At 59.8% G+C, this 20,864-nt stretch carries 14 protein-coding genes; 10 read left to right on the plus strand and 4 right to left on the minus strand.

Annotation, left to right across the window (positions count from 1 at the left end):
* Window positions 1–48 precede the first annotated feature (48 nt).
* From BLV67_RS15290 to BLV67_RS15315, 6 genes are all read left to right on the plus strand, one after another.
* Window positions 49–1,776: an autotransporter assembly complex protein TamA gene (locus tag BLV67_RS15290; protein WP_065931064.1), complete on the plus strand. Its 1,728-nt coding sequence runs from the start codon at window positions 49–51 to the stop codon at window positions 1,774–1,776.
* Window positions 1,776–5,459, plus strand: coding sequence for a translocation/assembly module TamB domain-containing protein (locus BLV67_RS15295; RefSeq protein WP_083269432.1), 3,684 nt, complete (start codon window positions 1,776–1,778; stop codon window positions 5,457–5,459). The genes BLV67_RS15290 and BLV67_RS15295 overlap by 1 nt, the downstream gene beginning before the upstream one ends.
* 236 nt (window positions 5,460–5,695) lie before the next feature.
* Window positions 5,696–6,169, plus strand: a complete 474-nt coding sequence (locus BLV67_RS15300) for a MarR family winged helix-turn-helix transcriptional regulator (protein ID WP_065931062.1) — start codon at window positions 5,696–5,698, stop codon at window positions 6,167–6,169.
* Window positions 6,166–7,623 (plus strand): efflux transporter outer membrane subunit, encoded by a 1,458-nt coding sequence (locus tag BLV67_RS15305; RefSeq protein ID WP_069788268.1) that lies wholly within the window; start codon window positions 6,166–6,168, stop codon window positions 7,621–7,623. The genes BLV67_RS15300 and BLV67_RS15305 overlap by 4 nt, the downstream gene beginning before the upstream one ends.
* 15 nt (window positions 7,624–7,638) lie before the next feature.
* On the plus strand, window positions 7,639–8,835 hold the full coding sequence (locus BLV67_RS15310) for an HlyD/EmrA/EmrK family protein (protein ID WP_065931060.1): 1,197 nt from the start codon (window positions 7,639–7,641) through the stop codon (window positions 8,833–8,835).
* Entirely contained in the window at window positions 8,835–10,370 is a 1,536-nt protein-coding gene (locus BLV67_RS15315) for a DHA2 family efflux MFS transporter permease subunit (protein WP_065931059.1), read from the plus strand. Before BLV67_RS15310 ends, BLV67_RS15315 begins: the two co-directional genes overlap by 1 nt.
* Before the next feature lie 154 nt (window positions 10,371–10,524).
* Here BLV67_RS15315 and lpxH read toward each other — a convergent pair whose 3' ends face one another.
* Together lpxH and BLV67_RS15325 are read right to left on the minus strand one after the other, a co-directional pair.
* A complete protein-coding gene (gene lpxH, locus BLV67_RS15320; protein ID WP_065931058.1) occupies window positions 10,525–11,274 on the minus strand; it encodes a UDP-2,3-diacylglucosamine diphosphatase in 750 nt (249 codons plus the stop codon).
* Window positions 11,271–11,774: a peptidylprolyl isomerase gene (locus BLV67_RS15325; protein WP_057721741.1), complete on the minus strand. Its 504-nt coding sequence runs from the start codon at window positions 11,772–11,774 to the stop codon at window positions 11,271–11,273. Before BLV67_RS15325 ends, lpxH begins: the two co-directional genes overlap by 4 nt.
* A 249-nt stretch (window positions 11,775–12,023) precedes the next feature.
* Here BLV67_RS15325 and BLV67_RS15330 point away from each other — a divergent pair, with 249 nt between their 5' ends.
* Complete coding sequence (locus tag BLV67_RS15330; protein WP_065931057.1) at window positions 12,024–13,724, plus strand: glutamine--tRNA ligase/YqeY domain fusion protein; 1,701 nt, start codon at window positions 12,024–12,026, stop codon at window positions 13,722–13,724.
* Window positions 13,725–13,745: 21 nt separating this feature from the next.
* Window positions 13,746–15,134 (plus strand): cysteine--tRNA ligase, encoded by a 1,389-nt coding sequence (cysS, locus tag BLV67_RS15335; protein ID WP_065931056.1) that lies wholly within the window; start codon window positions 13,746–13,748, stop codon window positions 15,132–15,134.
* A 213-nt stretch (window positions 15,135–15,347) separates the two neighbouring features.
* Here the strand turns inward: cysS and BLV67_RS15340 are convergent, their stop codons facing one another.
* Window positions 15,348–15,668, minus strand: a complete 321-nt coding sequence (locus BLV67_RS15340) for a DUF6124 family protein (protein ID WP_069788267.1) — start codon at window positions 15,666–15,668, stop codon at window positions 15,348–15,350.
* A 295-nt stretch (window positions 15,669–15,963) separates the two neighbouring features.
* On the opposite strand from BLV67_RS15340, the gene lepB reads away from it, so the two are divergent.
* Entirely contained in the window at window positions 15,964–16,632 is a 669-nt protein-coding gene (gene lepB / locus BLV67_RS15345; protein WP_069788266.1) for a signal peptidase I, read from the plus strand.
* Here lepB and BLV67_RS33335 read toward each other — a convergent pair whose 3' ends face one another.
* Window positions 16,633–16,782, minus strand: a complete 150-nt coding sequence (locus tag BLV67_RS33335; RefSeq protein WP_244160719.1) for a hypothetical protein — start codon at window positions 16,780–16,782, stop codon at window positions 16,633–16,635.
* A 488-nt stretch (window positions 16,783–17,270) separates the two neighbouring features.
* Here BLV67_RS33335 and BLV67_RS15355 point away from each other — a divergent pair, with 488 nt between their 5' ends.
* Window positions 17,271–20,846, plus strand: coding sequence for a hypothetical protein (locus tag BLV67_RS15355; RefSeq protein ID WP_141722764.1), 3,576 nt, complete (start codon window positions 17,271–17,273; stop codon window positions 20,844–20,846).
* The last annotated feature ends 18 nt before the right edge of the window (window positions 20,847–20,864 follow it).

Consider the following 20,864-nt stretch of genomic DNA (forward strand, 5'->3'; position numbering starts at 1 on the left):
CTATTGCGGGTTCAAAGAATCTCCCCAGCTCGTGTAGCATCCGCGCCTATGAAGTTTCCAGGAAGATTTACCAGCGGCTTGGTTCTGCTGTTCACAAGCTGCGGCGTATTTGCGCAAAGCGAATTGGACGTGCGCATCCAGCCATCAAACGACGCGTTGAAAGCCAACATCGAAGGCTATATCGGCGGGGTTGGCGATCGTGATGAAGAAGCCTTGCTACGGTTCAGCCGTGGCGCCGAGGAGCAGGCCCGCAAGGCGGCCCAGGCGCTGGGCTTTTATCAGCCGCAGATCTCCAGTGAGGTGAAGGGCGGCAAGAACCCGCGCCTGACCCTCACGGTTGACCCCGGCGAGCCGGTGCATTTGCGCAACGTGACCATTCGAGTCGACGGCCAGGCCGCGAGCCTCAAGGCGTTTCGCGTGCCCGCCAGCGACGACCTCAAATCCGGCGCAGTGCTCAACCACGGCAATTACGAAGACGCCAAACGTCTTATCCAGAACCAGGCTTCGCGCTATGGTTTTTTCAATGGGCGTTTCAGCAGCCAGAAGTTGCTGGTGGACCCGCAAGCCGGTGTGGCCGATATCGAACTCATCTACGACAGCGGCCCGCGCTACACCTTGGGCAAGGTCGGTTTTACCGGCGACACGCCGTTCGATGAAGACCTGCTGCAACGCATGGTGCCGTTCAAAAGCGGCACGCCGTATGACTCCGAATTGATCGCCGAACTCAATCAGAACCTGCAATCGAGCGGCTTCTTCGAAGGCGTGCGCGTGGACGCCAGCCCAACCGCCTCGACCAACGATGTGATCCCGGTTGCGGTGCAACTCGACACCCGCAAGCCACGCACCATGGGCCTGGGCCTCGGTTACTCGACCGACGTCGGCCCGCGCGGCAAAGCCAACTGGACCCGCCATTGGGTCAACCCACAGGGCCACAGCTATGGCTGGGAAGCCGAACTGTCGGCGCCACGCCAGAACGTCGGCCTGTGGTATGACATCCCGCTCGACCCGCCGCTGACCGACAAGCTGCGCTTTGCCGGCGGTTACCAGAATGAAGAAATCGCCAACACCGACACCCTGAGTAAATTGCTCACCCTCGGCCCTGAATGGCACAGCAAGTTGCCCAGCGGCTGGACGCGGGTCATTTCGCTCAAGTACCAGCGAGAAGAATATCGCCTGGGCAATGACTCGGGCTTGAGCAACCTGGTGATGCCGGGCATCAACTATTCCTACCTGCGCAGCGATAACCGCATCGACCCGCACAATGGCTATCGCCTGATGTTCGACGCCAAGGTCGCCAAGGAAGGGCTCGGCTCCGACACCAACTTGCTGTACGGCACCGCCACCATCAAGGGCCTGACTACTTTGTGGGACAACCACCGTTTCCTCGGCCGTGCGCAGTTCGGCGGCAGTGCCACCAACGGCTACAAGTCGGTGCCGCCGTCGCTGCGCTTCTTTGCCGGTGGTGACCAGAGTGTGCGCGGCTACGAGTACCAGACGCTGTCACCTGAAAACGATCGCGGTGATCGCATCGGCGGGCGCTACATGGTGGCCCTGAGTGCCGAATATCAATATTCCATCGCCGAAAAATGGCGCATCGCGACCTTTATCGACCAAGGCAACTCCTTCAACACCCTGGAAATGCCCAGCCTGAAAACCGGCGTGGGCGTGGGCGTGCGCTGGGTGTCGCCAGTGGGGCCGATTCGCCTTGACCTGGCCCATGCCCTCGAAGATCCGGGCGGCATTCGTTTGCACTTTTCCATGGGGCCTGAGCTGTGATGCGTGGTTTGAAAATAGCGGGGCTGACCCTTGTGGCGATCCTTGCGCTGGTGCTGTTGGCGCTGTGGACGGTACTCGGTACTCAAGCAGGCAGCCGTTGGGCCTTGGCCCAGGTGCCGGGGTTGAGCGTGGAGAGTTTCCAGGGGCGCCTGGGCGGCCAATGGAGCGCCGACCATCTGCTGTGGCAGCAGGACGCGAGTCGGGTAGAACTCAATGCGCCGAAGCTTGATTGGTCACCCGGCTGCCTGTTGCGCATGACCCTGTGCATCAACCAGCTGGACGTGGAGCAGGTCAGCCTGCAATTGCCGCCAAGCAATGAGCCGAGCAGTGGCCCGATCACGTTGCCGGATCTCAAGTTGCCGGTCGCCATCCAGTTGGGCGACGTTCGTGTCGGCAGCCTGTTGTTTAACGGCAGTGAAGAACTCAAGGGCCTGCAACTGGCGGCGCACTGGACGGCTGCCGGCATGCAGATCGATTCGGTGCACCTGCAACGCGATGACCTGGTGCTGGACCTCAACGGCCTGCTGCAACCCAGCGGCGACTGGCCGCTGAGCGCCACCGGCAACCTCAGCCTGCCCTATGCGCCCGGCGGCGCGCCGTGGAAAGTTGCGCTCAAGGTGGACGGCGACCTGCTCAAGACCCTCAAGCTTGACGCACAGAGCAGCGGCTACTTGCCCGCCAGGCTCAGCGGCGAGTTGCAACCTCTGGTGGAGAACCTGCCCGCGCAGTTGCACATCACGGCGGATGGCTTCAAACCCAGCGCCGATCTGCCCGACACCTTGCAGCTCAATCAACTGGACCTCACTGCCAAGGGCGACCTGAGCAGCGGCTACCAGTTGCTCGGCCGGGCCGTACTGCCCGCAGAAAAAGGCCCGGTGGCCTTGCTGCTACAGGGCAAGGTCGACGCCAAGGGCGCACAGATCGCCGGCCTCGACCTGACTGCCGGTGACCAGCAAAGCCTCAAGCTCAGCGCCAACCTGGACTGGCAGCAAGGCTTCAGTGCCGACGCGAAAATCAACTGGCTGGATTTCCCCTGGCATCGTCTCTATCCGTTAATTGACGAGCCGCAGGTCGCCTTGCGTACGTTCAACGGTGAAGTTTCCTACAAGGACGGCAACTACCTCGGCAATCTTAAAGCCGACCTGGACGGGCCGGCAGGTAAATTCAATCTGGTCACGCCCTTCAGCGGCGACCTCAAGCAAGTGTTCCTGCCCGAGCTGAAACTGACCGCCGGGCAAGGCAAGGCCGAAGGCCACCTGAACCTGCAATTTGCCGACGGCATTGCCTGGGACACTGCGCTGGACTTGTCGGCATTGAACCCTGCGTACTGGGTTGCTGAGTTGCCGGGCACCTTGGCCGGGCCGTTGCGCAGCAAAGGCGAGTTCAAAAACCAGCAGCTTAAACTCAATGCCGACCTCGACCTCAAGGGCCATTTGCGCGGCCAGACCGCCGTACTGGCAGCCAAGGCCGAAGGCGCGGGCGAACAGTGGACCCTGGCCAACCTGGATATCCGCCTGGGCGACAACCGCATCAATGGCAGTGGCAGTTTGCAGCAACGCTTGGCCGGGCAGATCGACATCAAACTGGCGCGCCTGGCCCAACTGTGGCCGCAGTTGCGCGGGCAAATCAACGGCCGCATGGAGGTGGCCGGTACGCTGAAGGCGCCGCAGGGCAAGCTCGATCTTAAAGGCCAGCAACTGGCGTTTGCCGACAACAAACTGCAAAGCCTCACACTCGAGGCCGCCCTCGACAACGCCCAGCGCGCGAAGATCGACCTCAAGGGCAGCGGCATTCAAGCCGGTGAAACCCAGGTCGGCACCCTGACCGCCAGCGCCCAGGGCGACATCAAGAGCCAGAAGGTGCAACTCGATCTGGCCGGGCCGCTGGTCAAACTCGCCCTGGCCCTGGATGGCAACCTCGACAAAGGTAACTGGCGTGGGCGCCTGGCCAGCGGTGATGTGCAGGCCGGCGGCCAGGATTGGAGGCTGCAAGCGCCGGCGAAAATCGAACGCCTGGCCGACGGTAAGCTGACCTTTGCCGCGCACTGCTGGGTGTCTGGCGGTTCCAGCCTGTGCGGCGAAGACCAGCGTCTGATGCCCGAACCCAAGCTGCGCTACCACCTCAAGCAATTCCCGATCGACAGCCTGGCGGCCTTCTTGCCCAAGGATTTCGCCTGGCAGGGCAAGCTCAACGCCGATGTGCAACTCGACCTGCCCAGCAGTGGCCCTAAAGGCGTGGTCGCGGTGGATGCCAGCGGCGGCACCTTGCGCGTGAAGGACAAAAATCAATGGGTGGATTTCCCTTACGACACCTTGAAACTGGAAACCACCCTCAACCCCAAGCGCATCGACACGCAGCTGAATTTTCGCGGTGGCAAGCTCGGCGAGTTGCTGTTGCAGGCGCAGATCAATCCGTTGCCCAAGGACAAACCGATTACCGGCACGTTCAGCCTCACTGGCCTGGACCTCGCCGTGGCGCGACCGTTTGTGCCGATGGTGGAAACCCTCAATGGCAAGCTCAACGGTAACGGCCGCATCTCGGGCGGGCTTTTGGCGCCGCAGGTCAATGGCACGGTGAACCTGGTCGACGGTGAAGTTTCCGGCCCTGAGCTGCCGATGAGCCTTGAGGGCTTGAACGTGCAGGCGCTGATCGCCGGTGAAAGTGTGCAGCTCAACGGTGGCTGGCGCAGCGGCAAAGACGGGCAGGGCAGCCTCAAGGGCCATGTCGGCTGGGGCCAGGCCCTGGCGGTGGACCTGAGCCTGCAAGGCTCGAAATTACCGGTCACGGTTGAGCCCTATGCCAAGCTGGAAGTGGCGCCGGACCTTAAGATCAGCCTCAAGGACGACAAGCTGGCGATTGCCGGCAAGGTGCACATCCCGCGCGGCGATATCACCGTGCGCGAACTGCCGCCGTCGACGGTCAAGGTCTCGGATGACACGGTGATCGTCGGCAGCCAGACCGAGGAAGGCAAGCCGCCGATGGCGATGGCCATGGACATCGACGTCGAGGTGGGTGAAGACCAGCTTAACTTTGCCGGCTTTGGCCTGACTGCCAAGGTTCAGGGGCATGTGCATATTGGCGACAACATGGACACCCGTGGTGAGCTGTGGCTCAACGACGGCCGCTACCGTGCCTACGGGCAGCGCCTCAATGTGCGGCGTGCGCGGCTGTTGTTTGCCGGGCCCCTGGATCAGCCGTTCCTGGATATCGAAGCGACACGGGTGGTCGTTGAGGATTCAAGGACTGTGACTGCCGGTATTCGCTTGAGCGGTAGCGCCGAGCAGCCGACCACGCAGATCTTTTCCGAGCCGTCGATGCCTCAGGAAGATGCGTTGTCGTACCTGGTGCTGGGGCGTTCGCGCAACAACACGGGTGAAGACAACAATATGCTCGCTGAGGCTGCCCTGGGCCTGGGGCTTATGGGCAGTGCGGGGGTGACTTCGGATATTGCCAACAAGCTGGGGATTCAGGATTTCGACCTTGATACCCAGGGCACCGGGAACAAGACCGCAGTGGTGGCCAGCGGCAAAATTACCGAGAAACTCAGTTTGCGTTATGGGGTTGGGGTGTTTGAGCCGGCCAATACCATTGCCTTGCGTTACTTGCTGAGCAAGAAGGTGTACCTGGAGGTGGCCAGTGGTGTGGCCAGTTCTTTGGATATCTTCTACAAACGGGATTTCTAAACCCCGTACTCGTTAAAACTGTGGGAGCTGGCTTGCCTGCGATGCAAACACCTCGGTACATGAGGTACACCGAGTTGATGCCATCGCAGGCAAGCCAGCTCCCACAGTTGTTTGTATTCCAAGCCCGCCTGTCGCGAAATTACCAAGCAAGCTAATAATTCCATTTGACATTCGCTGCCTAAGCAGTAACATCTTGTCATACATTCACTGCCTAGGCAGTAATAAGGTGACTTTCGATGACCCACTTTACCCCTGACAGCTTTCGCAACTGCCACCTGGGCCTATTGCTGGGCCGGGCGGCGTTGCTCAAGGACCGCATTATCGACACCCATATGGAACCCCACGGCGTCACCGCCGCGCAGTTCAAGGTGTTGATCATCATTGCTCAGTTCGACGTCGACACCCCGGCGGAGCTGTGTCGCCACCTGTCCCTGGACAGCGGTTCCATGACCCGCATGCTCGACCGTCTGGAGCAAAAGGGCCTGCTGGCGCGCAAGCGTTCCGAGCAGGACCGCCGCCAGGTGCAGTTGGTGCTCACCGAAGACGGCCAGCGCCTGGCCGACATGTTGCCGCACATCGGCGCGCAGTCGATGAATGAACTGGCCGGGGCCCTGGAGCCTGGTGAGTTGGAAACCCTGGAAAGAATCCTCAAGAAAATTCTGGTAGCTGCCGGTGACGCCATCGTCATCCAGCGGGTAGGTAATCAATGAAAACGCGTGCACTCAGCCTGGTGCTGGTGGCGATGAGTATGGCCGGTTGTGCCAATTTCAGCGGCCTCGACACTCAGGGCCAACGTCTCGACGCCAACACGTTGCAAACCGGCAAATCCTTGAGCGGCGTGACCCTGTCCACGGCCGCCTGGCCGACCGCCGACTGGTGGAAAAGCCTCGGCGATCCGCAGCTCGATGGCCTGATCCATGAAGCCCTGCAAAACAGCCCCGATATGCAAGTGGCCAGCGCCCGTGCCCACCAGGCCGAAGCCGCTGCCTATGCCGCCGATGCCGAACGCATGCCCACCCTGGATGCCAGTGCCGGCGTGAGCCGTTCGCGCCTGGCCAAGGACCAGGACCCGCGCGGGCAGGGCGACGCCTATGCCACCGTGCGCAACATCGGCGCCAGCTTCAACTACAACTTCGACCTCTGGGGCGGCCAGCGCGCCGCCTGGGAAGCCGCGTTGGGCCAGGCGCGTGCCGCCGAAGTCGACCAACAAGCCGCACGCCTGACTTTGGCCGCCAACGTGGCCAAGGCCTACAGCGACTTGGGCCAGGCGCATATCGTGCGTGACCTGGCCAATGACGACCTCAAACGCACCCGCCAGATGCTCGACCTGAGCAAACGTCGCCTCAACTCCGGCATCGACAGCGAGTACCAGTACCAGCAGACCGAAAGCCTGGAAGCCAGCTCCCAGTCGCAATTGATCGATGCCGAAAAACAACTGCAAAGCGCCAAAATCGCCCTGGCGGTATTGCTCGGCAAAGGCCCGGACCGTGGCGGCGAGCTGAGCCGGCCGAATGTGCTGAAACCCAGCGCCGTCGCCGTGCCTTCAGTCTTGCCCGCCGAATTGCTGGGCCGCCGCCCGGACCTGATCGCCGCACGCTGGCGCGTCGAAGCTGCGAGCAAAAACGTGGCCGCGAGCAAAACCCGCTTCTACCCCAACCTCAATCTCAGTGCGAGCGCCGGGGCCGAGTCGTTGCTCGGTGATGCGATGTTTGGCTCCGCCAGCCGGTTCTTCAGCATTGCGCCGACGATTTCGTTGCCGATCTTCGATGGCGGCCGTTTGCGTGCCGACCTCGATGCCCGCGACGCTGATTACGATCTGGCCGTGGCCCAGTACAACAAAACCCTGGTGCAAGCCTTGGGCGATATCGGCAACACCCTGATGCAACTGCGTGAAACCGGCCGGCAGATCCAGGCGCAGCAGCACGCCGCGGACATTGCCCAGCAGTCTTACGACACCGGCGTGCAGCGTTACAGCTCCGGCATCGGTAACTACCTGGATGTGCTCAGCATCGAGCAGCAATTGCTGCAGGCCCAGCGCCAGCTGGCGACCCTGAATGCGGCGCAGATCGACCTGTCGATTCAATTGATGCAAGCCCTGGGTGGCGGATTCAACGCCGATAACGTGGCCGCGACCACGACCAGTCCCGCCACCCGTACGGAATAATTTGAGGTATTTGTCATGGCCACTGCCGAAAACAGCAACGCAACTGAAAAACCCGATAACAACCCGCGCAAACGCAAAGTCATGCTGATCGGCCTGGCGCTGATCGTCATTCTTGGCGTGGTCGGCGTGTGGGGCTGGTATGAGTTCTACGGGCGCTTCAATGAAAGCACCGACGACGCCTATGTGAACGGCAACGTGGTGGAAATCACCCCGTTGGTCACCGGCACTGTGGTCAGCATCGGCGCCGACGACGGCGACCTGGTTCACGAAGGCCAGGTACTGATCAACTTCGACCCGAATGACGCCGCCGTCGGCCTGCAAAGTGCCCAGGCCAACCTGGCCCGCACCGTGCGCCAGGTGCGTGGTTTGTACAGCAACGTCGACGGCATGAAAGCCCAGGTCAACGCACAGAAAGCTGACGTGCAAACCGCCCAGGACAACTTCAACCGCCGCAAGACGCTGGCCCAGGGTGGCGCGATCTCACAGGAAGAGTTGTCTCACGCCCGTGACAGCCTGACCGCCGCCAGGAACGCCCTGACCAACCTTGAGCAGCAACTGAAAACCACCAATGCCTTGGTGGATGACACCGTAATTTCGTCCCACCCGGACGTGCAAGCCGCCGCCGCCCAGTTGCGTCAGGCCTACCTGACCAACGCGCGCAGCACCTTGATCGCACCGGTCACCGGCTACGTGGCCAAGCGCACTGTGCAACTGGGCCAGCGCGTACAGCCTGGCACCGCGTTGATGGCGGTGATCCCGCTGGACCAGCTGTGGATCGACGCCAACTTCAAGGAAACCCAGCTGCGTGATATGCGCATCGGCCAGCCGGTGGACATCGAAGCGGATATCTACGGCAGCGACGTGAAATATACCGGCACCGTCGACAGCCTCGGCGCCGGCACCGGCAGTGCCTTTGCCCTGCTGCCTGCGCAGAACGCCACCGGTAACTGGATCAAGATCGTGCAGCGGGTGCCGGTGCGCATCCATATCAACGCCGAGGAGCTGGCCAAGAACCCGCTGCGGGTGGGCTTGAGCACCGTGGTCAACGTCAACCTGCACGACCAAAGCGGCCCGGTGCTGGCGCAACAGGCGCCGCAAAAGGCCTCGTTCACCACCAACGTGTACGACCGCCAACTGGCCGAAGCCGATGCCATGATCAGCCAATTGATCCATGACAACAGCCTCGCCGCACCCAAGGCTGTGCAACGCTGATGAGCGCTAACGCCCCCGCGTCCTTTACGCCGCCAAGCTTGCTGATGGCCACTATCGGCCTGTCGCTGGCGACCTTTATGCAGGTGCTCGACACCACCATCGCCAACGTGGCGTTGCCGACCATTTCCGGCAACCTGGGCGTGAGTTCGGAGCAGGGCACCTGGGTGATCACCTCGTTTGCGGTGAGCAACGCCATTGCCCTGCCGCTCACCGGCTGGCTGAGCCGCCGGTTTGGCGAGGTGAAGCTGTTTTTGTGGGCGACCATCCTGTTTGTGCTGGCGTCGTTCCTCTGCGGCATCTCCACCTCAATGCCCGAGCTGATTGGCTTTCGGGTGCTGCAAGGCCTGGTCGCCGGGCCGTTGTACCCGATGACCCAGACGTTACTGATCGCAGTTTACCCACCGGCCAGGCGCGGCATGGCCCTGGCGTTACTGGCGATGGTCACGGTGGTGGCGCCGATTGCCGGGCCGATCCTCGGCGGCTGGATCACCGACAGCTACAGCTGGCCGTGGATCTTCTTTATCAACGTGCCCATCGGCATCTTTGCGGTGATGGTGGTGCGTTCGCAACTGAAGAAACGCCCGGTGGTCACCAGTCACCAGCCGATGGATTACGTCGGCTTGCTGAGCTTGATCGTCGGTGTCGGTGCCTTGCAGATCATCCTCGACAAGGGCAATGACCTGGATTGGTTCGAGTCCAACTTCATCATCATCGGCGCGGCGATTTCGGTGGTTGCTCTGGCGGTGTTCATCATCTGGGAACTGACCGACAAGCACCCGGTGGTCAACCTGCGGCTGTTTGCCTATCGCAATTTCCGCATCGGCACCATCGTGTTGATCCTGGGTTACGCGGGCTTTTTCGGTATCAACCTGATCCTGCCGCAATGGCTGCAAACCCAGATGGGCTACACCGCCACCTGGGCGGGTCTGGCGGTCGCGCCGATCGGGATTTTGCCGGTGCTGATGTCGCCGTTTGTGGGCAAGTACGCGAACAAGTTCGACCTGCGTTTGCTGGCGGGCCTGGCGTTCCTGGCGATTGGCTTGAGCTGCTTTATGCGCGCAGGCTTTACCAATGAGGTGGATTTCACCCACATCGCTTTGGTGCAGTTGTTCATGGGTATCGGCGTGGCGTTGTTCTTTATGCCGACCTTGAGCATTTTGATGTCCGACTTGCCGCCGGCGCAAATCGCCGACGGCGCGGGTCTGGCGACCTTCCTGCGGACCCTGGGCGGCAGCTTTGCGGCGTCGCTGACCACCTGGATCTGGATTCGCCGCGCCGACCAGCACCACGCGTACATGAGCGAGAACATGACCACCTATGACTCGGCCACCCGCGATGCCTTGCAGGCGCTCGGCGGGGCAGGGCACAAGGCCTATGCGCAGTTGGACCAGATCCTCACCAGCCAGGCGTACATGATGTCCACCGTGGATTACTTCACGTTGCTGGGGTGGATGTTCATGGGCTTGATGTTGCTGGTGTGGCTGGCCAAGCCGCCGTTTGGCGCGAAGGCCGGGCCGGAGGCTTCGGGGCACTGACCTGAAGTTGTACGCGGTCAAAAATGTGGGAGCGGGCTTGCTCGCGAAGGCGGCGTGTCAGTCAACTCAGGCATCGACTGAACCACCGCTTTCGCGAGCAAGCCCGCTCCCACATTTGGATCTCGGTTCACATTGGAGCGGAGGTGTTTGAACGTTATGCGCCGGGCAACGCCAACTGAGGGTTCACAAAGTCAAACGCCGCCAGCGCAAACCCTTGTTCATCCACCTGCAACGCCCAACCCTGCTTGTCCCAATCCCCCAGCACAATACGCTTGGCCGCCTGGTCGCCAATCTGCAGTTTATGAATGGCGGGGCGGTGCGTATGGCCGTGGACCAGGGTGCGCACGCCGAACTGTTGCATCACCCGTGGGACTTCCTCGGGCGTCACATCGACAATATCGTTGGCCTTCATGCGCGTTTGCGCACGGCTTTCGCTGCGCAGCTTGCGCGCCAGTTTATGGCGAGTGCGCAAGGGCAGGTGCCGCAGGATAAACAACACAATCGGGTTACGCAGAATGCGCCGCAGCTTCATATAGCCGACGTCGCGGGTGCAAAGGCTGTCGCCGTGCATCAACAGCACGGGTTCGCCGTAAAACTGCACGACACTCGGGTCCTTGAGCAAGGTAGCGCCTGCGGCTTTGCAGAATGCCTTGCCGATCAGGAAATCGCGGTTGCCATGCATGATAAAAATCGGGGTGCCGCTGTCGCTCAGCTCGCGTAAAGCCTCGCAGATGGAACGCTGGAAGGCGCTCATCCCATCGTCGCCAAGCCAGGCTTCAAAGAAGTCGCCCAGAATGTACAACGCCTGGGCGCCACGGGCGCGGCCGTGGAGCAGATCCAGAAACGCCCGGGTAATGTCCGGGCGCTCCTCTTCCAGATGCAAATCTGAAATCAGTAATATCACCCAACGATCTCGGCTTTCTCGACGATTACGTCTTCTGCTGGAACGTCCTGGTGACCGGCCTTGGAGGTGGTGGAAACGCCTTTGATCTTGTCAACGACGTCCTGGCCTTCGGTGACCTTACCGAATACCGCGTAGCCCCAGCCCTGCACGTTCTTGCCGCTGTGGTTGAGGAAGGCGTTGTCGGCGACGTTGATGAAGAACTGCGCGGAGGCCGAATGCGGCTCCATGGTACGGGCCATGGCGACGGTGTACTTATCGTTGGAAAGGCCGTTGTCCGCTTCGTTCTGGATGCTTGGACGCTTGTCTTTCTTTTCTTTCATGCCCGGCTCGAAACCGCCGCCCTGGATCATGAAGTTGCCGATGACACGGTGAAAAACAGTGTTTTCGTAGTGGCCGGCGTTCACGTACTCGATGAAGTTGGCGACGGTGATCGGCGCTTTCTCGGCGTTCAGCTCGATGACGATGTCACCGTGGTTGGTGGTCAGTTTGACTTGAGTCATGTTCACTACTCTTTTCAGGGAATTCGTAGGTGTGGACGCCAAAGCGCCGCTACCGGTTTGGCTGAATGTGTGCCAAGGCGGGCAGTTTAGCGTGCCCAGCAGGAATTTCGAGGTGGTTTTTTACCGCCGGTGCATTAAATGCAGCAGTTTTTGGCCGCGCTCTGTCAGCGGCTTGACAGCTTCGGCTATGATAAGCCCTTTGTTTTATCTGGCCCCAACCGGCCACGAACCTGTCTGTTCAAGGATCCTATGAGCAAGCCCACTGTCGACCCTACCTCGAATTCCAAGGCCGGACCTGCCGTCCCGGTCAATTTCCTGCGCCCGATCATCCAGGCGGACCTGGATTCGGGCAAGCACACGCAGATCGTCACCCGCTTCCCGCCAGAGCCTAACGGCTACCTGCACATCGGTCACGCCAAGTCGATCTGTGTGAACTTCGGCCTGGCCCAGGAGTTCGGTGGCGTCACGCACCTGCGTTTCGACGACACCAACCCGGCCAAGGAAGACCAGGAATACATCGACGCCATCGAAAGCGACATCAAGTGGCTGGGCTTCGAGTGGTCCGGTGAAGTGCGCTATGCGTCCAAGTATTTCGACCAGTTGTTTGACTGGGCCGTCGAGCTGATCAAGGCCGGCAAGGCCTACGTCGACGACCTGACCCCGGAGCAGGCCAAGGAATACCGTGGCACGCTGACCGAGCCGGGCAAGAACAGCCCGTTCCGCGACCGTTCGGTAGAAGAGAACCTCGACTGGTTCAACCGCATGCGCGCCGGTGAGTTCCCGGACGGCGCCCGCGTGCTGCGTGCCAAGATCGACATGGCTTCGCCGAACATGAACCTGCGCGACCCGATCATGTATCGCATCCGCCACGCCCATCACCACCAGACCGGTGACAAGTGGTGCATCTACCCGAACTACGACTTCACCCACGGTCAGTCGGACGCCATTGAAGGCATCACGCACTCCATCTGCACCCTGGAGTTCGAAAGCCATCGCCCGCTGTACGAATGGTTCCTCGACAGCCTGCCGGTACCGGCGCACCCGCGTCAGTACGAGTTCAGCCGCTTGAACCTGAACTACACCATCACCAGCAAGCGCAAGCTCAAGCAATTGGTGGACGAAAAGCACGTGCATGGCTGGGATGACCCGCGCATGTCCACCCTGTCGGGTTTCCGCCGTCGCGGCTACACCCCGGCGTCGATCCGCAGCTTCTGCGACATGGTCGGCACCAACCGTTCCGACGGCGTGGTCGATTACGGCATGCTCGAGTTCAGCATCCGTCAGGACCTGGACGCCAACGCGCCGCGCGCCATGTGCGTGTTGCGCCCGTTGAAAGTCGTGATTACCAACTACCCGGAAGACAAGGTCGACCACCTCGAACTGCCACGTCACCCGCAAAAAGAAGAACTCGGCGTGCGCAAGCTGCCGTTCGCGCGTGAAATCTACATCGACCGTGATGACTTCATGGAAGAGCCGCCAAAAGGCTACAAGCGCCTGGAGCCCAACGGCGAAGTGCGCCTGCGCGGCAGCTACGTGATCCGTGCCGACGAAGCGATCAAGGACGCCGATGGCAACATCGTCGAACTGCGTTGCTCCTACGACCCGGAAACCCTGGGCAAGAACCCTGAAGGCCGCAAGGTCAAAGGCGTGGTTCATTGGGTGCCGGCTGCTGCCAGCATCGAGTGCGAAGTGCGCCTGTACGATCGTCTGTTCCGTTCGCCGAACCCTGAGAAGGCTGAAGACAGCGCCAGCTTCCTGGACAACATCAACCCTGACTCCCTGCAAGTTCTCACGGGTTGTCGTGCCGAGCCATCACTTGGCGACGCACAGCCGGAAGACCGTTTCCAGTTCGAGCGCGAAGGTTACTTCTGCGCGGATATCAAGGACTCGAAACCTGGTGCGCCGGTATTCAACCGTACCGTGACCTTGCGTGATTCGTGGGGCCAGTGATTCTGTCTTAAGGGAAATGTCGTGCTAACGATCTACAACACACTCAGCAAGACCAAAGAAGTCTTCAAGCCGCTGGATGGCAACAAGGTGCGCATGTACGTGTGCGGCATGACCGTGTACGACTACTGCCACATCGGCCACGGCCGCAGCATGGTTGCCTTCGACCTGGTGACCCGCTGGTTGCGTTTCAGCGGCTATGACTTGACCTATGTGCGCAACATCACCGACATCGACGACAAGATCATCAACCGGGCGCACGAGAACGGCGAACCGTTCGATGTGCTGACCGAGCGCATGATCGCTGCGATGCACGAGGACGAGGCGCGCCTCAACATCCTCAAACCGGACATGGAGCCGCGCGCCACGGACCATATCCCTGGCATGCACGCGATGATCCAGACCCTGATCGACAAGGGTTATGCCTACGCCCCAGGCAATGGCGACGTGTACTACCGCGTCGCCAAGTTCATGGGCTATGGCAAGCTGTCGCGCAAGAAAATCGAAGACCTGCGCATCGGCGCACGTATCGAAGTCGACGAAGCCAAGCAGGATCCACTGGATTTTGTGCTGTGGAAAGGCACCAAGCCCGGCGAGCCGAGCTGGGAGTCGCCATGGGGCGCCGGGCGTCCGGGCTGGCACATCGAATGCTCGGTGATGTCCACCTGCTGCCTGGGCGAGACCTTCGATATTCATGGCGGCGGCAGCGACCTTGAGTTCCCGCACCACGAAAACGAAATCGCCCAAAGCGAAGCCGCCACCGGCAAGACCTACGCCAACGCCTGGATGCATTGCGGCATGATCCGCATCAATGGCGAGAAGATGTCCAAGTCCTTGAACAACTTCTTCACCATCCGCGACGTGCTGGAAAAGTACCACCCGGAAGTGGTGCGTTACCTGCTGGTGTCGAGCCACTACCGCAGCGCCATCAACTACTCGGAAGACAACCTCAAGGACGCCAAAGGCGCCCTGGAGCGTTTCTACCACGCGTTGAAAGGCCTGCCTGCTGTGGCGCCGGCCGGCGGCGAAGCGTTCGTGGCACGCTTTACCGAAGTCATGAACGACGACTTCGGCACCCCGGAAGCCTGCGCGGTGCTGTTCGAGATGGTGCGTGAGATCAACCGTCTGCGCGAGAGTGATCTTGATGCCGCCGCGGGTCTTGCTGCACGCCTGAAAGAGCTGGCCAGCGTGCTCGGTGTGCTGCAGATGGAAGCCGACGACTTCCTGCAAGCCGGCGCCGAAGGGCGAGTGGATGCGGCTGAGGTTGATGCGCTGATTCAAGCGCGTCTGGCTGCCCGTGCTGGTAAAGACTGGGCGGAGTCCGACCGTATCCGCGACCAACTGACCGCGATGGGTGTGGTGCTGGAAGACGGCAAGGGCGGCACGACGTGGCGCTTGGCTGATCAGGCTTGATCGGTAAACCCTGAATAAAAAACGCCCCGACTGGTTCGGGGCGTTTTTTTTGCAGGGTGTTATTTCAGCGGCCTACTCGATCCAGTGTGGGAGCGGGCTTGCTCGCGAATGCGGTGGATCAGTTAAAAATGTATCAGCTGACACTCCGTCTTCGCGAGCAAGCCCGCTCCCACATTTTACCGTGCCCGCTCTGCATGCCCGCTGTTGTTGGATTTATCCCTGGGTTGGGCTGGAATTGAGGCTCAGTGTTTTTTCCACCATCAACTGGATCCCCTCCAGCATCCGGCATATTCCCAGCACCACGCTGCGAGGATTGCCGTCTACCTCAAACGCCAAATGGCTTGCCAGCGCTTGAACTGACGCAAGATCCTCCGAAGCGTTGACCAGCAGTGTCTCTACGTCTAACCCTTCGCGCACGCTAAACACACCATGGCTTTCGGCAGTCGGCTCTGGTTTCTCGGAAGGATTCAGATAATGGGTAATTGCTCGGTGAGCAGCAGCGTGTGACGGCGGGTTTGAACTGTCTTTAATCATGGCGAAGCTCCCAGAGTATTGGAGTCACCTAGAGTCTGATCGGGCTGCGAAACCCGGTCGCTGAATTTGCAGCGACCCCGGAAGATTCGGCAGCCATCTTCCGAGGGGCAACCCTAAAACGCTGTCGGAAATTCTGTGTATGGGCGCAAGGATTTTTGCGTATGACAGCAGCATCAAACTCGGATGCCCATAGCGCTAATGTTAATTTAATCCTCCGGTGTAATAAGCGAGTATTGCAAAATGTTACCTCAGGTTTTCCGGCGCCTGTCTGCGTCCTTTTTTAGTGCGAGGCTGTATGCGAAGTTGGTTGAGCCGCTACCGTTACGTCATCCTTTTCTGGCTGTGCTTCGGCGTGTTCCGCACCTCGCTGGCCGACTGGAACCCCATCCCCTCCGGGTCGATGCGCCCGACGTTGCTTGAGGGCGATGTGGTGCTGGTCAACCGCGTGGCCTATGACCTGAAGTTACCGCTCACGGATATTTCCCTGGCTAAACTGGATGACCCCAAACGCGGTGATGTGGTGACCTTCTCGTCACCCAAGGACGGCATGCGCTTGATCAAACGCATCGTCGGCATTCCCGGCGATACCCTGGAAATGAAAGATGAAGTGCTGTGGGTTAACGGCACGCCTGCTACCTACAGTGATGGCCAGGACATCAGCGAGCCGCTGGTGCCAGGCCAGACAGTGCCGGGTATCAAGCTGATCGAGCATGCGAGCAACCGTCAGCGCACCATTCAGTTCATGCCCACGGTTCGGGCATTGCGAAATTTCGGCCCGGTCACCGTGCCGGCCGGCAGTTACTTCATGCTGGGCGACAACCGCGATAACAGCGATGACTCGCGCTACATCGGCTTTGTGCCACGCCGCTTGTTGATCGGGCACGCGCATCATGTGCTGGCGTCAGCTGAGATACTCGATCATTGGATGCCGCGCTTGAACCGGTTCGGCGCGCCGATCCTGTAATTAGACTTTCGCGCCGAGTGCCCGAATGGCAAACACCGCGATGCTTGCCAACTGCTCAACCGTTGCGCCGCCTTTGCCGGCGATTTTCATGCCGCTGAGGGTGGCCATCAGAAAGTCGCAGGCGCCCGACAGGTCGATGTCAGCGGCCAATTCCTTCCGGTCCTGGGCGTGCTTCAGGGTTTGCTCAAATGCGCGGCGCTGTGGGCTGTGAGCTGATTGATTTGCTCATCCTCCTGAACCAGGATAGGGGGGGCTGGATTTTTCAGTGGGAGGATCAGAATTTTCTTATAGAGGATGCTTTTTTTTTCTCCTAGCTTGGCTGCAACCGTTCTTAGGACGAGAACACTGTTGAGTGGCTCTGTTGCTGAGAATTGAATATGACAATTTTCCTGACGACGTACGTGAAGTCTCAAAGTGAGTATTCATCGCCTGCGGATAATTCATCTTCCACGTCCGCTCCATCTTCCAGGTCGCACCAACCAGCAAGCCAAAACCTGAAGAGTCTCGCGCCGCGTGCGGCGGTAGATGATCAACAACGATTGCCCGTGCTCCCGCCCATCCAAACGCGTGGAAGCCTGGTATCACCCGGTCGATTCGGGGACCTTTCCGATGGCGCCAATCCTGCCGCCGAGAGCCGCGTGAAACGCGCACTTGTGCAGACGCCTGACAAACCTGCACACAACACACTGGGCCGGTTGGCTGGCCCCCACTCTCACTCCGCTGATGCAGATCAAACCCTTCAGGCGCAGTTGATTACGAAGATGGGCAGTGTGTCGGATTCGTTAGTGACCGTGCCCGAACGGTCTCTGATTTCTCAGCCGTTCGAAGTCTACAAGCGTGTGGTGAATCAGCCCGAGGTTTTAGTTTGGCTGAGGAGCAAAGGTTTTTCCCTGGACTCGGTGACTATCGGCAAAAATAGCGTATCGGGATTGGTTACCCTCAATGGAGTGACCTCTCGTCAGACGTACACGCTACAAGACACGTCTGGCTGGTGGCAGGTATCGGCGCAGGTGATGCGCGCGCTTGAGGCGCTAGACCCCACGCACAAAGGTGTGCCTTATGTGTCTATGGACAGCCGGCAAGTTTCGCGGAACGTGGCGAGCTTGTTTTATGGCGTCATGACGCCCGATACCGAGGAGCAAGCGGCTGCGCTTGTGACAAGCCTGAAGGCGGGCTGGCCTGCGCTGTCTGCAGCAGAAACACGCAATCACCTGCTCCGGCTTGAATGGTCAAAGCGCCGTATTAATGAGCTGGATGACCGAGAAAACCTCGCCGACGCTTTGGCGCGTGCGGCCGACGGCGTTGCGGACAGCACGCCTTTGTCGTTGTCAGGTATTGAGTTCAAGGTCTCTGTCACCAACCCGTTAAGAAACGACCAGGTGGCTCGCGGGCGCCTGGCCGAGCTGATTGCACTTCCTGAGATGCAAGGGGTTCTGGCGGATCTTGGGCAAACAGCGCCGGATCAGGCGTACCGTATCAGTGAAGGCCGTCTGCAAGTGCTGCAACCGATCCTCAACCAGTGGGTGGATATTCCTGTCAGTGGTCGTTGGAGCCAGTCGCTCAAAGACGCATTTGCGGCGGTTGTAGTGCTGAGTGAACAGTCGGGTCATGCGCTCTACTCAGACGATCGCCACGACCTGCGTCAGGTCGCGAGGTCGATGGGCATGGAGGCAATCGACACAGCAGGGCGGGCTCGCGCGGCTGCCAAATGGTTGCGCACCCGCTTCGCACCGACTACCCCTGTCGGCAACTATGGGAAATTACTCCCTCAGCAGTGGACTGCGGGAACCTTGTCGGCGAGTGAGAAAAGTCAGCTGGTTTCGTTGGCGACGGATCAGAAGTATGGCGCCAACACGATAGGGTTCGCATTGGGTCGTCAGATAGTCACGCAAGCCCTGCCGCAGGAAACGGCCGCCAATGCAGATCAGATTTGGGACGAGCTACTCAACACGCCACAGGCCGCGCAGTGGGGGCGGGAACTTGCCCAGACGCTGGGTTGGTATAAGGGGGAGGGTGATGACGAGATCGATGTTGCGCAACGGAAAAGTCTGCTGACTGCCGCCATCATGCTCAGTGTCGATCCTGATGTTCCCGCCGCCCCTGGAAACGCCGCCGGTTATCAGTTTTACACCCCGGCCAATATGGGGCGTGAGATGGGGGCTGTACGCAAAGACTTTGAAAAACACTTGGTCGAGAAAAAGGGCGTGAGCGTGCGGGCTGCACCGTTGGTGGCTCATCTGTTCCTGGCACATGCCGCACCGGAGTTTCTGGTGAAATCGGACCAGCAGGCGTCAACAAAGCTCCCTGAGTCGCTACGTCAGCCCCCAGACAAAATACGTATTGGCAGCCCAGCGTGGATGACGCTTAGCCTGGGCAGTGCATTGGCCGAAGTGTGGGGTGGTCCTGGAGCCAGTCGCGGCATGAGCCTCAATGAGCTCGGAGCACTGACCACTTTGGAGGCTGTCGAGCCGCAACAACAAGCGCTGAGTATAGCGCTCGGTGCCAAGCGAGTACTCGATGTAGGCATTATGACCGGGACTGTGCCCCGACGCAGTGACGGTCACTATACGCCCGCCGATTACCAGGCGGCGTCTGACGGCATTACGCGTCGTTCCGAGGCGATCGAGCAATCCGTAGTCACGCTGGGGACGGCTCCACCTACCCGTAGCAGCCTGGCCATCAAGGCGCTCAAACAGGCGTTTCCCGAGTTGACTGATAGTGAGATAGAAACGATTAAACTGAGGAAGCCCGCAACTGCACACAGCCTTATAGGTGCCGGTATAAATACGAAGTGGCCGACGTTGGTTGAGGCGTATGCCACAGGGGATCTGCATGAGAATTGGTTTGCCTTCAGTCATCCACGGATCACACAAGCGGAATTTGAATCCCGGATAAAGACACTCCCTCGTGTTGCCGATCAGGTCACGGGCGCAGTTGATCAATACCTGAGTGACGTCAAGGGTGCGATGCCCTCGCTGATGAAGATGAGTCTTGCAAACTTGCCCCTCGACGTTCGCCAGGCTATGGAATGGGGCGATGTCCAAGTCTATAGGCTACGTCGAGAAACCGGTGAGACGCAGGAGGAAGATGCTAACAAGGGCAATAAAGTGGCTCGGAATCGGGGGTGGCACGGGGTGCTGCTGCGCGTCAAATACGAGGGCAAAACTCGCTATCTCGAATTTTTCCCCACGTCCGGGACGATTATTGATCGCACGACCAGTCTGGCCGGCAAAAAATTGAACCTGAATGAGGGCGTTATTGAAGAAGAGGTTGTGCCCATATGGAAAAGCGGCACGAAGAAGCTTCGGTACCTGCGGGGCACTCAACAACCCTTTGATTTCAACGCATACCTCACGGGGGAGGCTCCTCGTGACAATGCAACGTCGAAGGTGATCATTTCCAAAGTAGGGGCTTCGGTGCCAGGTTCTGCTTCGAAAGGGGCAGGTGACAACCGCGATGAGTGGGTGCCTGACACCTTTGGCTCTGCCAAAAGCCAGGCGATTATTGACGTTATCCTTTCGGGTAATTACATCGGCAACTATAGCGGGCATCGTCAGCAACTCATTGATGATGCCAATGCAGTGCTGCCCAGCGAAGATAACGTTCGGGGCTACGTCAATCGCCTGATGAACAAAGAAAATGGTCGCGCGCTGGTGTCGATGATTTCTTTTATCGGCCCGCTCGTTGACATCTACGAGGGGAATGTTAAGGACGGCTTGAAAGGCTTGGCAATTGACACGTTGCTGCTTATTGGCGCGGGAGGATTACAAGCCGCCCGTAAGGCGTGGAAGGCGATCAAATTCGCATCACGCCTGAACAAGCAGGCATTTCGTGCTTCTGTTTTAAAGGAAGGCAATGCATTGCTGCGTGGGATATTTAATCCGGGGGAGGGCTTCTTTAGTCTTCCGAGCCAGCCGAGTCGACTTATAGATTTTCTAAGACGTGCGCACAAAGGCGCTCCCGTCAGGATCGGGATGGGGGTGTATGTACCTGTTGATGTTTTCGCAAAGGCGCGCTTTGTCAGAGACACTTTTCCCACCGTATCCGAGATGCTCAGAAAGGCGAACGCCACTCCCGTGGCACCCGTACAGGGCACGGTTGACCAGGTAACGCTGAAGGCCGTCAAGGTGCAGGAAAAATGGTTTGCGATCGATCCCGATAGCGGTGTGCCCTTCGGCTCGCCCCTTCAAGGTTTCACCCCGCAAACCCCTTGATGCCAACGGCTGATTGAG

The sequence above is a fragment of the Pseudomonas salomonii genome (assembly GCF_900107155.1).
GTDB lineage: Bacteria > Pseudomonadota > Gammaproteobacteria > Pseudomonadales > Pseudomonadaceae > Aquipseudomonas > Aquipseudomonas salomonii.